Genomic DNA, 18,208 nt, shown 5'->3' with positions numbered 1-18,208 from the left:
AATCTGAAATATGCCGTATAATTAACTAAATGGTTAGTTTCAACTAAAAGGTCAATGCGATGACTAATATAAATAATGGTATTGCTTCTCCCGGCCAAAAAAGGACAGACACCAAAGAACGGATTCTGAAAGCAGCGGCGGTCGAATTCGCCAAAAACGGCCTCGCCGGAGCGCGTGTGGACAGAATTGCCGCGGCGGCCAAAGTCAACAAGGCCATGATTTACTATCACTTTTCATCCAAGGAGAAGCTTTACCGCGAGGTCATCACCGATCGTCTCGCCCAGCAGCTCCCAACCCTCCGTAGCGAGTTGACCGGCGAGTCAGGTCTCGAGTCAACACTGAAAAACCTGTTGGATTTCCACGTCAGCATCTTTTTCAAGGAGCCGTCCACAATTCAGCTCTTTCTGCGTGAACTCGCGGATCCTTCCAGCGAAATAGTCAAGAGCATCGCGAAGTTGATGAAGGATTCCGGGCTACCGAACGAGTTTGTAAAAGCATTGTCGGCAGGTGCCAGAAGCGGCGCGCTTCGCGCTGTCGATGGCCGTCAGGCGATGATATCCTTTATAGCGATGAGTATTGGTTTCTTTCTCATGTCCAGCTTGTTCGACAAAGTCTGGCAGTTCACCAACGAGCCCACTTTTATCGAAGAGAGAAAGGCGGCGATACTCGACCTATTTATGAATGGAGTGAAGGCGCGATGAAAATCAAAATATCATTACTTTTGCTGTTGATACCTGTGATAGCATCAATGGCTTCGGCGAAAGAGATCACTATTAATGACGCCGTGGGCCTGGCGCGGGCGCACTCGTACAAATTGAAAGCATCGCGGGCGCAGGCGCAGGCTTATCAGCAGAATCTCAAAGCCGCGGTCTCCGAGCGCATGCCGACATTATCGCTTGATGCGCTGGCATCGTACAAGAATGAAGTGGCGCAACTCGAGATCGCCATACCCGGCGTGTATACCTTGACCAGAGATTTCGGGTTCAAAGAGACCTACCTGACTGACCTGAGATTGACCATGCCGCTGTTTACCGGTGGTAGAATATCGGGAGGTATCGGCCTGGCGCAGGCAACGCGCGATTATTACGAAGCTCTCAGTAGAGCCAGCGAGGATGAACTCATTCTCGCGGCCCGGATTGAATATTTGACCCTCTACAGGGGGGATCTTCTTGTGGACGCCGCTGAAGCCCGTCTCAAGAGAGCGAAGGTAATACGCGATGATACTCAGTCGCTTTATGACGCCGGCGCCGCGGACTCGGTGAACATTCTTGATGCAAGTCTTGCTCTGGCGAATGCCGGGCTTCAGTTGAAGCAAGCTCAAACCTACCGTCGGCAAAGCGAACTTCGACTTCTCGTGTTGCTGGGCCTGGAACCGACGGAGCACCTCGATCTGATCGATGTCCTCTCGGACCCACCCGAAAGCACTCAGGGCTTTTCCGGCGTCTCAACAGAAAAACCGGAGTTGTTGGCCGCGTCATCATCGGTCGAAATGAGCAGTTCTCTCTATTCGTTAAACAGGGCCGATTACTTCCCCACGCTCTCCGCGTTTGCGGGGTACTCGTGGGGCAAACCGAATCTGGATTACTTTCATGATGAGTTCAACGATTACTTCATCGTTGGGGCAAGGCTGAACTGGTCGTTTAACCTAGGTGGCAAGTCACAGCGGAAGGTGTCAATGTCAAGACATCAACTTGAGGCCGCCCGCAACCAGTACGAGCAGACCCGCGAGCAGCTTGATCAGCAGGCGCGGCTCGTACTCGAAAACCTGAAACTGGCCCTGGAGGAGTACCGCACCGCTGCAGAGAATCACCGCATAGCGTCGGACAATTACCGTCTGGTAACGGATCAACATCGTCAAGGTGTGCTGGCAGCCAATCGGCTGATCGAAATCGAAACATCTTTAAGTGAGGCTGAAGCATCCCTGGCTTCGGCCAGGGTCGCTTACTACATGGTTCTGAGTCAGTATTACTATGCTACGGGGTCGAAAAAATTGGAGGAAGGAATATAATATGAAGCGATTGACCGTATTTCTGGTAACGTTGCTCGCGATTTCCGTCGGGGGTTGTAGTTCGGAAACGGGAGCGCCGGGCGGTTCCGGACTTCTGGAAGCCGATGAGACAATCGTCTCGGCGGAAACATCGGGTCGCGTGCTCTCGATGGCATTTGACGAGGGCACGACTGTCAATGCCGGTGACACCTTACTGGTCATAGATCCGAGCCGCCTGGAGCTTCAGCTTCAAAGCGCCGAGGCGGGCCGAAAAGTGGCGCTGGCGCAGCTTGAATCGGCGCGTCTTCAGCTCGCCAAGGCAAAAGAGGCCGAGGCGTTTGCATCGAGTGAGCGGGACCGGTTCGCAAAACTTTATCAGTCCGGAACAACCACGCGAAAGCAGCTGGACCAGCTTGAATTTGAACTCTCGCAGGCAATCCTCTCAAGAAAGACCGCGGCGGCGGCGATGGCCACTCTCGAGGCTCAGCTGTCACAAATCGACGCCAACATGGCCTCTATAAACCGCGAGCTTCACGACTGCTATCCCCTATCGCCTATCGGCGGGGTGGTAACGGAAAAATATGTTGATCAGGGCGAGCTTCTCAAACCCGGTGGCGCGATAGCGAAAGTGTCACTTCTTGGCTCCCTTTGGGTGAAAGTATACCTTCCTGCCGGGAATTTCGCGCGAATTGAAATTGGTGACAGCGCGACTGTCGATACGGAATCGGGCGGTAAGCGATACCGCGGCGAGGTCGTGTGGACATCCGAAGAGGCTGAATTTACTCCCAAGAACGTTCAGACCGAGCAGTCGCGCGCGAATCTCGTTTATGCGGTAAAGGTCCGGATGGAAAACACCGACGGCAATCTCAAGATAGGTATGCCGGTTTATGTAACTCTTGGTGAGTGATGAGCTTCGCAAGCGTTACAAGTCTTTCGAAATCGTACGGTGATATAAAAGCCGTTGAGGATTTCTCTTTCGAGGTCAATCAGGGGGAGATATTCGCCCTGGTGGGTCCCGATGGAGCCGGTAAAACAACGATAATGAGATCCCTGTGTAACCTGATAACAAGAGATGCGGGAGAAATCATCATTAAGGGTATGAACGTGGCGAGAGATTTTGAACACATCAAGATGATCCTGGGATATATGCCCCAGATATTCTCGCTGTATCCCGACCTGTCGGTGAAGGAAAATCTGAAATTCTATGGCGGCATATATGGTATAGTCAGGGAGGCCTTTGACAAAAAGGCAGAATACCTGTACGGGTTTTCGAACCTGAAGCCGTTCGCGAATCGTCGTGCGGGAGCGCTGTCCGGCGGCATGAAGCAGAAACTGGCTTTGTCATGTTCGTTGATTCACGAGCCGGAACTTCTGATTCTGGATGAACCCACCACAGGCGTGGACCCGCTCTCGCGCCGTCAGTTCTGGGAAATATTGCTGGAGCTGAAACAGAAGGGCGCGACTATAATTGTCTCGACTCCCTACATGGATGAGGTGGCCAAGGCCGACCGCGCCTGCTTTATTTTCAACGGTAAGAAGCTGGTGGAGGGTACCCCCGAGTCACTGCCCGACCTTTTTGAAGGAAAGTTATACTGGCTGGACCGGGAACCGGCCGCCGCGCTGCTTGAAAAGCTTGAGTCGATTGATGGGCTGGATGCCCGCAGATTTGGAGCGGGAATCCATTTGTCGGTCGGACCGGACGACGATGTAGAGCGGCATCGTGAAGCCTTGACAGCGGCAGGTATTGAAATGTCCGAACTTAAGCCGATCCGGGCGGACCTCGAGGACTGCTTCATACAGTTTATGGAGAGGTCGTTATGAAAGATCATGCTGTAGTCCTGGAGCATCTCTCGCGCCATTTCGGCGCCTTCAAGGCCGTTGATGATATCTCTCTGGCTGTTGAGAGCGGTGAGATATTCGGATTTCTCGGTGCCAACGGGGCGGGCAAGACCACGACCATAAGGATGCTCTGCGGCCTGCTGATGCCAACATCAGGCAACGGCCGGGTGGCAGGCTTTGATATCTACCGGCAGTCGGAAGATATAAAGCGCAGCATTGGCTACATGTCTCAGAAATTTTCGCTCTATCCCGACCTGACGGGAAACCAGAATCTGAATTTTTACGGAGCGGCTTACGGTATTGATAAGAAGCGCATAAAGCAGCGGGTGGCATACCTCTCCGAGCGGCTGAATCTCGGCGATTTCATCGACCGCCAGGCCAGCTCGCTGCCGATTGGATGGCGCCAGCGTCTCGCTCTCGGGGTGTCGCTGCTTCATGAACCAAGGATTCTGTTTCTGGACGAGCCAACGAGCGGCGTCGATCCGGTGTTCCGGCGCAAATTCTGGCAGATACTTTATGAACTCGCCGAGGAGGGAGTAACAGTTTTTGTTACCACCCATTATATGGATGAAGCTGAATACTGCGGCCGAATTTCCATCATGCATCAGGGACGCATAATCGAGGTCGGTAATCCGGTGAATATGATTGACCGTTATGGAGCGGCCAACCTCGAGGAGTTGTTCATTAATCTGATAAGCGGCAGGATGAGTCATGTCGAAAATTAAGTTTATTGCCCTCAAGGAACTTTACCACATCCTGCGTGATCCCAGGTCCCTGGTGATTGTGTTCGCCATGCCGATCATGATGACCTTTCTGTACGGTTATGCCATAAATCTCGATATCGAAAACATCGTCATCGCGACCATAGATTACGACCAGACTCCCCAGTCCCGCCGACTGATGGAGGACTTTTTCCGCTCCAGCTATTTCAGCATGAGTGATAAGGCTGTGGATGAACACGACCCTGAGAGTATTCTTCGTACCGGAGAGGCCTCGGCCGTGCTGATTATCGACCCGGGCTTCGCCGATGCCCTTCGCGAACGTAGAGCCTATTCGATAGGACTGCTCGTTGACGGTTCCGACAACAATCTGTCCGCGGCGGTTCAGTATTATACGAAAGCGATAGTGAACGCTTTCGTGCTGCGGCAACTGCCGCCGGATACGAAGTTGCCGGGGATCGATGTTTCGATCCGGGTGCTCTACAACCCCGACCTTAAGTCATCGCATTTCTTTGTCCCCGGACTGGTGGCTATCATTCTTCTGATGATCTCGGCATTGCTCACCTCGATTACGATCGCCCGGGAAAAGGAGACTGGTACCATGGAGCAGCTTCTGACCGCTCCCGTATCCGCGGCACAGATACTGCTCGGTAAAATCGCACCGTACATAGGGCTGGCCCTTCTCGATGGTGTGCTGGTGCTGTTTTTCGCTAAAATATTGTTCGCTGTACCCTTTGAGGGTTCGATGCTCTTGCTTCTCTGGTTTGGGATCATATATGTATCGACAGCTTTGGCGGTCGGTATCCTTATTTCGTCGCTCGTCAGGACACAGCAGGTTGCCATGATGCTGGCTCTGGTAACAACCCTGCTGCCTTCGGTCATGCTGTCCGGATTCATTTTTGCCATTCGCAACATGCCGGTGGCGCTTCAGGCACTGTCTCACATAGTGCCAGCTAGATACTTCCTGGTGATTATTCGCGGCATCATGCTCAAGGGAGCTGGGCTCCAGATGCTCGGGGTGCAGGCCGCCTACATGATCGCTCTGATGGTGATTTTCATGATGATCGCGGCAAAGAAATTCAATACGAGGATTGGTTGAAGATGCTCAAGGCGTTCCTGGGACTGGTTACCAAGGAGTTTATCCAGGTCTTTCGCGACCGTAACATGCTCCGCATAATTTTCCTTGTGCCGATAGTGCAACTGTTGCTGTTCGGCTATGTTGTCAACCTGGATGTCAAGAACATCCGGTTAAGTGTATACGACTTTGATCAGAGCCAGATGTCCCGCGAATTCATTGACGCAACCGGATCGAGTGAATATTTTGATCCTTCACCGGCGGATGTTCCCCTGCTTGATCTGGAGAGAAGTTTTGAGGATATCAGCCGCGATATGGCGCTTATAATCCCCGAAGATTTTTCAAAGAAACTCTCAAGGGGCGAAAGAGCGACAATCTCGCTTGTCGCCGATGGTTCCGATGCCAACTCTACATCGATCGGTTCCGGTTACCTTCAGCAGGTGGTGCAGCAGTATTCCCGGCGAGTCACCGGCGTGGAGACGCCGATCGATGTACGCCCGGCCGTGCTTTATAATCCCGAAGCTGAATCAGTCTACTATATGGTACCGGGCATAGTTGCGACTCTGCTAACCATGGTGACAGTCATGCTTACGTCGATGGCCATAGTACGCGAGCGTGAAAACGGTACGCTGGAGCAGATTCTCGTCACGCCCATCTCACGCGGGACACTTCTGGCCGGCAAGCTCTTCCCTTTTGCGGTGCTCGGTCTGTTCGAGATGATTGTCGCTCTGACGGTAGGTGTGGTCTGGTTCGATATTCCCTTTGTCGGCTCACCGGTACTGCTGTTCGCTCTTTCGGCGCTGTACCTGCTCACGACGCTCGGTATGGGGCTGTTTTTCTCCACAGTAACATCAACTCAGCAGCAGGCCATGTTCTTTGCCTGGTTCTTTTCCGTATTCGCCATCCTTACATCGGGATTCTTCACTCCGATATCAAATATGCCTGATTGGATGAAGTATGTCACATGGTTGAATCCCATGAGATTTTTCATGGAAATTACGCGAAGTATTATGATGAAGGGTTCGGGATTTTTCGAACTGCTTCCGCAAGTATACGCGATGACGATATTCGGGGTGGCTGTCCTTGGTTTCTCGATGCTTCGATTTTCGAAGAGGGTTCAGTAGACGGGCATTTGCCGGCCTCAGTCGGTGCGGTGAATCAGAACATCAGATGCGCGCAGGTAGTACGACTGGTCGTCTTTCCGTAGTTCGACGATGACCTCGACTGAGATTCCCGGTTCCCATTTCGGTCCATCCGTTGCGGGAAACTCCAGAAAGGTCTCGTAGCGACGGATTTGTTCGGTAGGGATATCTGTTTGCCAGACCTCAGAATCGGACTTCACAACCCACAACCTTAGCGGGATAATGCTCGGCGCAAGAATACCCGAGTCGAGCGTGGAAATGTTGATCGATGCCGCCAACGGTTGACCATCGGGAGGACTGATAGGCATGAAGTCACGCCACAAATAAGCGTCCATACCGAGCCGACACTCGTCTATCTGCAGCTTTAGCGGCGCCGACAACAGTAGATCAAGCTCATTATAGTTTACTGCGGCGCGAGGACTGTCACTGTCGCATCCGCAGAGGTGTGTGCCGATTAGCGCGACCGCGACGATGGCAAATATGGCGAATCTGAAGGACATGCTCTTTTCCATAACGTGTGGCCTCTCTGCAGTTATACGCACTGGTGGTTGTCGGCGCAACCTTTCAACTGAATTAAAATTTCGGGCCCGAAACGGTCCGATGCGGGCCCGGCCAGCAAGTATTGTATTTCACTGCCTTTCAGGTCCTTAAGCCGGAACTCCGATGTCGGTCTTGTAGGCAACATCCTCTTCGGTTTCGGACACGACAACAGCCTCCTGGTCGATTGTCGCCGGCGAGACGACACTTTCGAGTATCTGCAGATATTCGTCCGCCAGCCGCTTTCTCGATGCATTGGCCAACACGAACGAGTATCCATCCTGTCCCATCTTCCGGCGCAATCCTTCATCCATGTAGAGCCGCAGGATTTTGTCGGCGATATCAGCGGCATCCTCCGGTGCAGCTCCCATGCCGGCGCCGGCACTCTCAATCAGTCGCCTCGATTCTCCCTCGGTGGAGATTATGATCGGCTTTCGCGCCGCCATGATTTCATAGACCTTGCTCGGGACATTCTTGGTGAACAGTTTGGCCTTTCGAAGAGGCACCAGAAACAGGTCGCTGGCGTGATAGAATCCGGGAATTCTTTCCCGATCAACCTGATCGTGGAAGATCACGTTGGACAGATTCATTTGCGCTGCCCTGCTGACGAGCTTGCTCTTCTCGGCTCCATCGCCCACAAAAAGGAATTTGATGTCCCTATGTTGTCTCAACTTATCGGCGGATTCCAGAATGGTTTCGAGTTTGTGAGCCATGCCGTGCGTTCCAAGGTATGTTACGACGAAGTCGTTTTCGAGTCCGAGTTCTTTTCTCACAATGGCGCCGCTGGAGCTGTCCTGAAAGTGATCAATATTGACACCGTTGGGGATAAGCGCCAGCTTGGAGCGCGGAATGCCTCTTTTGGTCAGAATGTCTATGGTCCCCTGTGCGACCGCGACGACGAGGTCGGCCTTGCGGTATAGAGACATCTCGAGAGCCTCAAGCGCTTTGATTACGAGTCGGTTCTTTATAGCGCCGACGGCGACTATTTCCTCCGGCCAGACATCGCGAACTTCGAAAATGAAACGGCATCGCTTGATACGGCTGATGACATATCCGGCGACGGCCACGAAGAATTGCGGCGATGTTGCGATCAAGATATCGGGTTTGCCGATCTTTCGGATCCCGAGGATTACCGATGAAAACATAAACGACAGATAATTCAGGATTCTCTTTGCAAAGCCCTTGTTGGGAGCGGCATAAAGATAGGTGCGCACGAGTTTGATCTTGCCGAAATTCTCGCAGAGGCTCTTGAGCCCTTTATACCTCTCGGGAATTATACCGTTAGGGTGATTCGGGAATCCCGTCAACACGGTCACATCCGCGCCGCTATCGATCCAACTGGCCGCCATTTCTGACACACGAAGCGCCGGGGCGTTTACTTCGGGCGGAAAGTAATGCGAAATATACAGGATGTTCAGGCGGTTATCCATTGCGGTTCTCCTGTTGCTAAGCTGTCAAGGATGGCGAAAGTCGCGTTGGTCGAGTCAACCAGCTGTTCAAACGGAATCGGTGAAGGTGTACCGTCACGCAGTGTTGTACCCCAGCTTTCGAGCATTGTCCGGTGACCCTTGTCCTGCGCCCGCCTTTTGGACATCGTAATACCGTTATCGTCCGCAACGGAAAATACTTTAAAGTCATCCATGGTGATTGCTTTCCCTCCTCCAAAAATTTCAAGGTATTCCTTCGGCATCAGGGTGTTTCCCGAGGCCACATAGTTTATTGTTCCTACTGAACCGTTTTCAAACCTCAACGTGATCTGCAGGTTGTCATCACTGCGGTAGCGCTCATCGGGCATTGTCAGGGCCTCGGCGTGCACCTTGACAGGCCTTGAATCCGCTACGAAAGACAGCAGATCAACGAAATGACAAACTTCGCCAACGATTCTTCCACCGCCGCTTTGCGGATCCTGCACCCAGGTATTGGATGGAATGAACCCGGCATTGATCCGATAGTGCATTGACAGCGGGTGACGCACATCGCGCAGTCTGTCTTTGATTTTGCGGATTATCGGTGAAAAACGCCGGTTGAAACCCACCATCAGGGGAACATCAGCCGTGAAGTAAGCCTCTTGTATCTTCTGAAGCTCCTCGCGGGTCAAACAGAGAGGCTTTTCCACAAAAGTAGCTTTTCCCCTGTTGAGCGACTCTATAACGAGTTCGGCGTGCTGGTTGTGGCGATTGGCTATGAAAACCGTGCCTATTTCACCACTGGCGAAAATCTCATCGGTAGTGGAAACTGCCTCATCAAAGCCAAAGCGGTCAACGGCGCCCGCGGCCGAGACACCGCTTCCCGACGTTATCATTTTGGGATGGTATGCCTTTATCGAGGCGATGTTGGGTAAGAGTACTCCCGATGCGAAACCGCCCGCCCCGATGAAACCAATATTGGTGCGGTTGACCCGCGACGGTTTCATCGTTATCCGGCTGCCGGTGGCTCTTGCGGGCGATGATTCCGCACTCTTCCGCGGATAGTTGAGGACAACGCCCATGAACGCCTCGTTGGTGCTACCGGAAATGAGTTCGTATCCTTTCTCGGCTTCATCGATATCGAAGCGGTGCGATATCAGTCGCTTAACATCGATTTTCTTTTTCGCTATGAGTTCGAGAAATGCCTGCATATTTCGGTTTTCCGTCCATCGCACATAGCCGAACGGATAATCGTTGCCGGCTTCCTCGTAGTTATAGTCATATCTTCCGGGACCGTAAGAGCGCGAAAGTTTCAGCGAGAGCTCTTTGTCGTAATAAGTTTTGCGCGGAATATCCATCTTGACGGCACCCACAACTGATACGGTTCCCTTTTCGCGACATATATCACCGGCCAGAGCAACCGGTCCGGCCGAGCTTGTGGCGGCAGTGATAATCACCGCGTCGACACCTTTGCCGGCCGTGGCGCTGATAACATTCGCGCCGGAACTGCCATCTACCGCGAATGTAAATTCCGCCCCGCACTCTTTCGCCGACTCCAGTTTGGATTTGTCGATATCCAAGCCGATAACGCGGCATCCCGAAGCTTCAAGCAGCATGCATGTCAGTTGACCCAGCAGGCCGAGCCCGATGACGGCTACGGTCTCGCCCAGTCTCAAGTCGGCGACTCGCACCCCTTGCAACGCGATTGCGCCAAGAGTAACGAAACTGGCCTCCTCGAAAGAGACTTCGTCGGGTATCTTCACCGCGAGATTCGAAGGCACATAGACTGTCTCGGCGTGAGCGGCGTACCCGAATCCGGCGCATGCGACCCGGTCGCCCACTGTCCACTGGCTCAGGGAGTCGTGAATCTTTTTGATCACACCGGCGGTGCTGTACCCCAGCGGCGTCGGCGTTTTGAGGCGGCCCATAACCTTGTTGTATGTTTGCGAAAGCCCTTCCGTCTTTACTTTGGAAAGGACCTGTTTGACCAGATCCGGTCTTTGTTTTGCTTTGCCCACCAGTGACATTTGCGACAGTTCAATCATCTGCCGTTCCGTGCCCACCGATATCAGCGAGCACCGGTTATCGACGATGATACCGGGCCCCTTCAATTGCGGCGATGGTACATTTTCCACCCGTGGACTTTTTTCCCTGTTGTATTGTAGTAACTGCTTCATGAAACCTCCTGCATAACTCAGGGCCGTCGTACCGCTTCCCCTTGTTGTCCAACGACATTATCTTTAATTCTATTCTCACTTTCATGTCGACTTCTATATACTTCCCAGACACCAGCCACAAGATCTTCATTTTCCTGTTTCACCGCCTCGGTCAAGACCTTGCGGTAAACATCCACCTGATGCGGCTTCATCGTTGCCGCCCTGTCCAGTACCGATGTCAGATCCTTGCTGTCACCGGCCGCGAAGGTGAGGTCGTAGTTGGGAAGAACTTCGGCAAAGAGATTGATGTCACTTACAATCACGGGAGTACCGCAGTGACCGCACGACATAAGGATTGCACTGTGCGAATAGTCCAGATAGGGCAGCACCGCAAACCTGGCTGCCTCGAGAAGGACGACAAATTCCTCATCCGAGATATAGCGATCGATGACCAGACAGGTCGGGTCACTCACAAGTGCCCGCCTGAGCTGCGGTGATGGATCCGTCCACTTGCCCGCAACCACCAGACTTGATGTATTTCGGGCTTTCGATTGTGCCCACGCCTCCACCAGCGTTGCGATGCCCTTTGAATTACGCACAACGCCGAGAAAGAGGATGATGTCCTGTCTATCCTTTAGAATTCTTTCCAATCCAGCCCGTGTATGTTTCATCCTGTTGTGATCAATGATACTGGCGTAGCCGGACGACGGGAACGGGTGCGAGACTACTCGTTGTGATGATTGCTCGCCGATGCGGTTGATCAACGTTGTTCTGGCGTTGCGGCTATGGACCACTAATCTGTCGGCCAAATCAAGAATACGTCTGCGGTTGTTCGTCACACCGTGATACTGAGGCACAACGTCATGGCAGGTAACATAGACAGTCAGCCCAGCCTTCTTTAGAAGTCGTGCGAAATAGTACGTGACTCGGAGATCATCTATCAGATGAATGTTTACGATCGGTCTGAATATAAGACAGGCCAGAGCGGTGAGCCAATAGCCAGCCACAAGTTCCATTGCCCTCAGGATTATTAATAACCGATCGCGATGCTCAGTGCGGTCGGTTACCGGGAAGAAACACCTGACACAGCCGCCGGTCGAATACAAATACCGACTGCTGACAAAGGCGCGCGCCGATAAGCCTGCGGCATGTGAAGCTTTGAGAAGCGCGTCAATATAAGCCCCGGCCGTACCACGCGTGCCATAGTAAATGTGCCAAACTGGTTTTGTCGCGGCCCGCGGGGTGAAAGTATGGTCGCTCAGGTGGCGGGAATATTCCCAGGCAATCTGAGTTATACTGCATTTCCTTTTTAGCCTCATTGTATATTCGTCATTTACATACCTTGAGTTGTCGCCCATGAATTCGGCCAATCTCTCAGCGTGGCATTCCGCTGCGGTCACACTGTCATCGTGGATATTGAGAAAGGCCGGGTAGTCCGCAAAGAACTGCCGGGAACTGTCATCGGCAATCCGGCTAAGGTTGACCACCGGCTTACCCATCCAGGCGTATTCGACAACCTTGCTCGGAAGCTGATAGGGGTTGTCATTACCAATGTTGATCAGGACATCCGCATTTTTCATGGCTGCCAACACGTCTTCGCGTGGCACCAATCCGTGTACCACAAGTTTGTCACCCAGTCGGCTCCGCGAGTCTTTCAGGATGTCCTCGCAATCCCCCAAACCTCCAAATAAGTGGAGTTCCACCTTCGACATGCCGGTATTCATAATCATTGCTTCAAATACTCGAAGAAGAAACTTCGGATTACGAATTGCCCGATAGAGCGTTCCGACGAAAACGAGCTTTTTGCGTCCGTTTGGGTTCAGCGGCGATTGAGGCAGTGCACCCTCGGCCGGTTCCGCCATAAGCGGGCCGATCACATCAATTTTGTCAGCTGCAAAAGGAAACAGCTCCGCATACTTGTCTCGGGTCGAGTCAGTGGTCACGGTCACTGCATCAGCACGGTCGAACACCTTGCCTTCGGCAAAATAGTTCAATCTTCGATAGAGGTGATGGTTGTTGGTCGGCGTATCGTAACGGAAACAGAAGGGATCGCCAATATCAACCAGCCATTTTGTGTCGCCAAACTCTGACTTCAGTTTCAGACCGACAAGGTGTGATGTAAAGGGATCCGACACCGTTATGAGAGTATCATATTCTTTTGCCGTAATCAAATGTCGCGCCATTTTCGCGGCGGAGAGATACCAGCCACAGGCATAATCGGGCCAATAGAATTTTTTCCAGGTAAGGTCGTGAACCAGACGAATTGCTTTTCTGGCTGCTTTTTTCAGGCGACCAGTCAGCGATACGCCGATTGTCGGGCTTCCGGAGATTTCAGACACAACGGTTCTACCGGATGTGCGCAAAGCGCTACGAAGCTTTTGCATCACACCACCGCCCACTCTGTAAATCTGCACTCGGCGCAGCTTCTCTTCGCGGGCCATGCCGGGCATCCAGGCACTGACAACATCGACACAATAACCCTGACCCGCCCAGTGCTCGGCAACAGCCGCCCAGCGGAAGGCGCGGGGATTTAATATTGGAGCATACGAGTGTGTAACTATCAGAATCCGGCGGGTGCCTTTTTCTGTGATTGGCTCAAGTCGGTTCATGCAGTCACCCCGTTAGTGGGCTGTTTTATCACTGCCGTTGAGGGCGTGCGGTCGTTGGTCAGATGTTCCGCGGCCGCGTGGTTATTCTCCACGGCCGCTATTACAACACCTGCCGTTGTCCAGTACAATATCCCCGAAGCTCCCGAGAACGGGATGTTAACCATCCCGCAAAGCCAGTAACCGAGAGTGGCTGCTATCATTCCCATACCGAGTCGCCCGATATTTCCGGAGCACCGCAAAAGTCGGCGTGAATCCTGAAACACGGAGATTAACAACAGCAGATACACCAGACCGCCGGCTATGCCGGTCTCCAGCGTCTTTTGCAGTATCTCGTTGTGTGGCTCGACCCAATAATCGGACTGCCGGGCAACATCGTTGACTTTCGTCTGACTGCCGAATCCGATGCCCACTCCGAGCGGATTAGCCGCAATGATCTCCAGAGTCGGCGCCCACTTTCGCTCGACACGATCCTGAATCGAACCGGCCTGGAATGGATTTGCCAGTTCGGCCAGACGGATAAATTTGTCAGCACCGGTATTCTTAAGATGCGGCGCCGCGATATTCAGCCCACCAATTACCAGGGCTGTACTAATACCTGCTGTCCAGATTAGTACCTTGCGACGCACGGGGCTGCCGGACAGATAGTAGATGGCGAACGCGCCCACTGCCGTCATCAACATCGGTGTTCGTTCCAGAGTCAGAACCAAAACAATCGCCCAGCACGCAAAGTAGCATCGGCGCAAAACATTCCATCCTCCCTTCCACTGACGACCCCACGCCAGCACCAAACTGAAAACCAAAACGTTGCTGAAGGTGAAATCCATGTAGTTGTAGAAAACGGAGAATATCCTGAACTCGACGCCTCTCAGCCCAATCGTCAGCCATCCGTTCATAGAGTCCTTGAACGCCACGTGTCTCATCCAGTCCTTTTCCCACGAATACAGTCCGAGCCAGTATTGCCCTATGGCATAGATGCACGATACGACTCCCAACAGAAGGAGCGACTTCACGAATTTGTCAGTGTCTTCCAGTCGACCAAGCAAGTAAGCCACGGCGAAAAGAATCATCATGTTTGGAAGGATATTGCGCTCGAAGCCACCGAGCCCGACCATTATTGAGCTGGCGGGATTCAACACAGAGAGAAGACTCAATCCGACAAGTACGGTTAGCAGCGTTCGTGTGCGACCTTGCATGAGCCGCTTGCCGGATGACGCTTCCGAATAGATTTGCCAGACAATCAGCACCGCCAGGAGCACTGCCGGAGTCATCCCCAGCAGATCCAGACCGCCGCTGCTGTTTAGCGAGAGATCGACGGCAAAGGCGGCGCGCACGATGACTGGCTTGACCACAAAAAAGATAAGCCCGGCTATCAGACCGTGCACTTTGTTGAATGACCAGATTCCCAGAACAGTGAGAGCCAGAATCATCGCCAGTGATTGGTTTACGGTTATTCCGTAAGTCATCACGCGCAGTCCTATCAAAGCCACGGCAATACTCCCTGCGAAAGGGCCAATCCTGAGTGGCGAAGTTCTGGAGGCAATAGCATTCATAGCTAATTCTTGTTTAGAGTCTCCCCTGATCGATCAAGCACATCGGCCAGTCGCGATGCCCGGCTTACGAGTTTTGACTCGAGTCGATTCATTTTGAGTTCCGGCGCCGTGATAACGCGTTCCAGGCTGGCGCGGAAGCGTCGTTTCGCGGAAAGATCCAGCCACAAACTCAGCAAAATCGAAAAGAACAGCGAGCCGAAAAGCGCTCCCATCATATACAGGCTCCGCCTCGGCGAGCTTTTTACAAGCGGTACCGAGCCACGATCGAGCACCTGGACAATAGGTACATCTTTAGCGGCCTCGACTTTTGCCAGTTCGTGCTTCTTGGTAAGCGCCAAAAAGACACCTTCCTTGACAGTAACATCGCGCTGAAGACGCGCCAATTCCTGCTGAAGCTGCGGATCAGAGGCATTCATATAATTCATATTCTTATACTGGAAAGCGCTCAGCGTTTCCTCGGCCTGTTTAAGCTCAGTTTTGACCTCGTCCAAACGCGTCGCCACGAACTGCTCGTTGTCACGGGCTTTGGACTGACGGTAATTTATGTTGTAGTCTTCCAGTTCATCGAGATAAGCATGAACGACCGCGGCCGACAACTTTGGGTATTCGGTGGTCACGGACAGCGATATCACACCGGTGCGACGGTCGACATCGATGCCAACCAGACCGGAGAGAGCGGTTATGTTGCGATCGATATTTCCGGCGTCGACATAATCCTCCAGCGTCATCGAAATCTCTTCGTCGCCATCGGTGAATTCGTAACTGCGGCGCAGAACGTTTTCCGATATCAAGCGGCTTGTCAGGACTCTCGGGTAAAGCGCCGAGGAGTTCTCCTGAGCCTGCATCATCGAACCCAAACCCAGCTCACCGAGTGAGCCGGCAGCAAGGTCCTTGAGCTCGGAAAGCTGGTCGTTTGCGGAGGTCGGAAGAATAGTTGCCGTTGACGTGTATTGATTTGGAATAATCAGGCAATACAAGAGAGCCACCGCGACCGTTACTCCGACAACAGTGTAGGTCATTTGCCGGTACCGCAAAAGCGGCAGGACAAACGAATCCCAGAACGGTGACGGCGCCTCGCCGGATATTTTCTTAAGCGTCATTCTATCCATATCAACTATTTCCTTCATCTATTGACTTCGAATTCAGTATTTTCTATTTGCATTTTTAATCTTCTGTCGCTGTCGGACAATTTGTCCCACCAACCTACAGGAGTATCCTGATCCGAGATAAGAGTCAGGATCCTGAAAGGCAGACAGGCCTTGTACTGCGAGCGTATCAGCCGCGCGGGAGCCTTGACTCCATAGCGCGGATAGTAGTGCGCCGACTCAACCGACAGCTCCCCATCGATCTCACTCATGAACCCGATATTAAGCATTCGGTCGTCGCCTCGGCTCAGCCGGGTGATAGAATTATCGAGAACGCGGATATCGGTAATCGGAGTGAGATAATTGGCGCTAAAGGTGTGTTCGCAGCCTTCCTTGCCATAAAATTCATCGAGTATGGATACCGAGCGGATATCCAGAAACGCCCAGATAGTCCGGCGGTGCGTAACCGGATTGTCAAGACGAGTGTAACCCTCGTGAGTGGCGCTGACAACAGCCAGCGTTTTGCCGTTTATCCACAGATCGACCTTCGCTTTAGCGTCGTTAAACATGTGGAACAGCCGTCGCTCGTAAAACCGGCTCTGCTCCTGCTCGTCGACCCCAACGGTATTGTGCGCCCCAGTTGAACGAGACGAATTGCGCGCCTCAAAGTCGGAAGTGTAACAACTTGTTCCGGGATCTATCAAATATGGAATGTTGTCTATCTCGAGAGTAAACGACAGGTTGTCGTTGTGCTTGTGACCGGCGATACACCGATCGGTAACTTTGGCAGCACTGAACATCAGGTGGAAATGCTCATTGCGAATAATCGCATAGCCGCTTTTGCTGAAGCATTTCGATGACATCACGATATCGGTGGTCTTTCGTTCCAGCGACTGCGGGCCGAGATACCACAGCCGTTCTTCGGTAACCGGAAAGTCCCCTGGAGTCTTGCGTTCAAAAGTGGCCAAGCCGACATCGATAAGATGGTGATGACACGATGGATCATCGTTGGACAGCTTTACCACGAAACCGTCATCGTTATCGCCGACCAGCGGCGTTTTTCCCGAGGGCGCCGTAATCGCAGTCGAAAAGTCTATCATCTTGTTCAGCCGGCTTTGGTAGGTATCGGAGAACGTGACACCATTCTTGTTGCCGAGCACGTAGGCCGAGAGAAACATGTCCAGAACCAGACGGTGATACGAAGTAGAGCATTCGTAATCAGCTCCATCCTCGAAAACCTCCAGTTGAATCTCTTCCTCCAAACCCTTGCGCGCCAGATCGAGCCAGTCTGAAGCGCGATCCAACCTCGGCAGCATCAGCCCCAGATAAAACAACCCCAGATAATTCGAGACCAGGTGGTTGGTGTTGGAGCCGCGGCCGGTAATTTCGAGATTTTTCTCGATGTGCAGCCCGTGGTAGTAGAGCAAACGAATCACCCGGCGGATCATATCGGTGTTCAGGTCATCGTCTCGCGAGAAGAAGTACATTCCCCAGAGGATGTTTATCGCTCTTATAGCGATTTCCATCGAGCAGGTCCAATTGACGCCGTGATCGACGGGATTGCTTTTCTCCCAGCTCATCAGTTGCGCCAAAAATTCATCGCGATAAATCTGATCGGATGTCATCCAGTAGGCCCGGCCGAGATCGGTGAAATGCTGAAGACGTGATAGTTCCCACGGAACTTTCACATCAGCGTCATCATCGAGATTAACGATTCGTATTTTTGTGTGAGGAACACACGGCCACCGTTTGGCCGATTTGAAGTCGACGTGCCAGTCGATTTCGTCGCCGAGGAAAGTCTCACCGGAACCGAGCAGATCAAAACGGTGCCTCACGGCTCTATCGGCACGCTCGAGAGTTGTCGATATTGAACCGGGGAAATACCGTTCGATAGCCTTGATATAACTGCCGCTTTGCGAAGGATCGAAAAAGAAAAATGGTCGCCTTCGCGCGGAAAAATACCGGCTGTCCGGCAAAGCACCCTCCCAACACTGCTTGAAGAAATCTGATAACGAGAGCACGCGAACCGGGCGGCGGTACTTTCGACCAAGACCTCGCAGCTTCTGCCTGATCTTTATCGTGTACACCCAGGGTTTCATCGGC

At 52.6% G+C, this 18,208-nt stretch carries 14 protein-coding genes; 7 read left to right on the top strand and 7 right to left on the bottom strand.

Annotation, left to right across the window (positions count from 1 at the left end):
* The first annotated feature begins 59 nt into the window (after positions 1-59).
* From AB1483_02640 to AB1483_02610, 7 genes are read left to right on the top strand one after another with little or no spacing between them, the layout of a single operon-like run.
* Positions 60-701: a TetR/AcrR family transcriptional regulator gene (locus AB1483_02640; GenBank protein MEW6411353.1), complete on the top strand. Its 642-nt coding sequence runs from the start codon at positions 60-62 to the stop codon at positions 699-701.
* Positions 698-2,008: a TolC family protein gene (locus AB1483_02635; protein MEW6411352.1), complete on the top strand. Its 1,311-nt coding sequence runs from the start codon at positions 698-700 to the stop codon at positions 2,006-2,008. The genes AB1483_02640 and AB1483_02635 overlap by 4 nt, the downstream gene beginning before the upstream one ends.
* Position 2,009: 1 nt before the next feature.
* On the top strand, positions 2,010-2,894 hold the full coding sequence (locus AB1483_02630; GenBank protein ID MEW6411351.1) for an HlyD family efflux transporter periplasmic adaptor subunit: 885 nt from the start codon (positions 2,010-2,012) through the stop codon (positions 2,892-2,894).
* Positions 2,894-3,808: an ABC transporter ATP-binding protein gene (locus AB1483_02625; GenBank protein ID MEW6411350.1), complete on the top strand. Its 915-nt coding sequence runs from the start codon at positions 2,894-2,896 to the stop codon at positions 3,806-3,808. The genes AB1483_02630 and AB1483_02625 overlap by 1 nt, the downstream gene beginning before the upstream one ends.
* On the top strand, positions 3,805-4,551 hold the full coding sequence (locus tag AB1483_02620) for an ATP-binding cassette domain-containing protein (GenBank protein ID MEW6411349.1): 747 nt from the start codon (positions 3,805-3,807) through the stop codon (positions 4,549-4,551). The genes AB1483_02625 and AB1483_02620 overlap by 4 nt, the downstream gene beginning before the upstream one ends.
* Entirely contained in the window at positions 4,538-5,644 is a 1,107-nt protein-coding gene (locus AB1483_02615) for an ABC transporter permease (protein ID MEW6411348.1), read from the top strand. The genes AB1483_02620 and AB1483_02615 overlap by 14 nt, the downstream gene beginning before the upstream one ends.
* Positions 5,645-5,646: 2 nt before the next feature.
* The gene (locus tag AB1483_02610) at positions 5,647-6,744 is read left to right on the top strand and encodes an ABC transporter permease (protein MEW6411347.1); all 1,098 of its coding nucleotides are present in this window, start codon (positions 5,647-5,649) and stop codon (positions 6,742-6,744) included.
* Positions 6,745-6,761: 17 nt separating this feature from the next.
* On the opposite strand, the gene AB1483_02605 is transcribed toward AB1483_02610, so the two are convergent.
* The 7 genes from AB1483_02605 to AB1483_02575 form a co-directional block, all read right to left on the bottom strand.
* Complete coding sequence (locus AB1483_02605) at positions 6,762-7,262, bottom strand: hypothetical protein (GenBank protein ID MEW6411346.1); 501 nt, start codon at positions 7,260-7,262, stop codon at positions 6,762-6,764.
* Between the two features lie 147 nt (positions 7,263-7,409).
* Positions 7,410-8,729 (bottom strand): glycosyltransferase family 4 protein, encoded by a 1,320-nt coding sequence (locus AB1483_02600; GenBank protein MEW6411345.1) that lies wholly within the window; start codon positions 8,727-8,729, stop codon positions 7,410-7,412.
* Positions 8,714-10,882, bottom strand: coding sequence for a bi-domain-containing oxidoreductase (locus AB1483_02595; GenBank protein ID MEW6411344.1), 2,169 nt, complete (start codon positions 10,880-10,882; stop codon positions 8,714-8,716). The genes AB1483_02600 and AB1483_02595 overlap by 16 nt, the downstream gene beginning before the upstream one ends.
* A gap of 17 nt (positions 10,883-10,899) precedes the next feature.
* Positions 10,900-13,470 (bottom strand): glycosyltransferase, encoded by a 2,571-nt coding sequence (locus AB1483_02590; protein ID MEW6411343.1) that lies wholly within the window; start codon positions 13,468-13,470, stop codon positions 10,900-10,902.
* A complete protein-coding gene (locus AB1483_02585; GenBank protein MEW6411342.1) occupies positions 13,467-14,957 on the bottom strand; it encodes an O-antigen ligase family protein in 1,491 nt (496 codons plus the stop codon). Before AB1483_02585 ends, AB1483_02590 begins: the two co-directional genes overlap by 4 nt.
* 65 nt (positions 14,958-15,022) lie before the next feature.
* A complete protein-coding gene (locus AB1483_02580; GenBank protein ID MEW6411341.1) occupies positions 15,023-16,147 on the bottom strand; it encodes a GNVR domain-containing protein in 1,125 nt (374 codons plus the stop codon).
* Positions 16,144-18,204 (bottom strand): alginate lyase family protein, encoded by a 2,061-nt coding sequence (locus AB1483_02575; GenBank protein ID MEW6411340.1) that lies wholly within the window; start codon positions 18,202-18,204, stop codon positions 16,144-16,146. Before AB1483_02575 ends, AB1483_02580 begins: the two co-directional genes overlap by 4 nt.
* Positions 18,205-18,208: the final 4 nt, after the last annotated feature.

Source organism: Candidatus Zixiibacteriota bacterium, assembly GCA_040756055.1.
Lineage (GTDB): Bacteria > Zixibacteria > MSB-5A5 > GN15 > FEB-12.
Note: the sequence above shows the minus strand (reverse complement) of the source record. Positions and strands in the feature narration are given on the sequence as shown.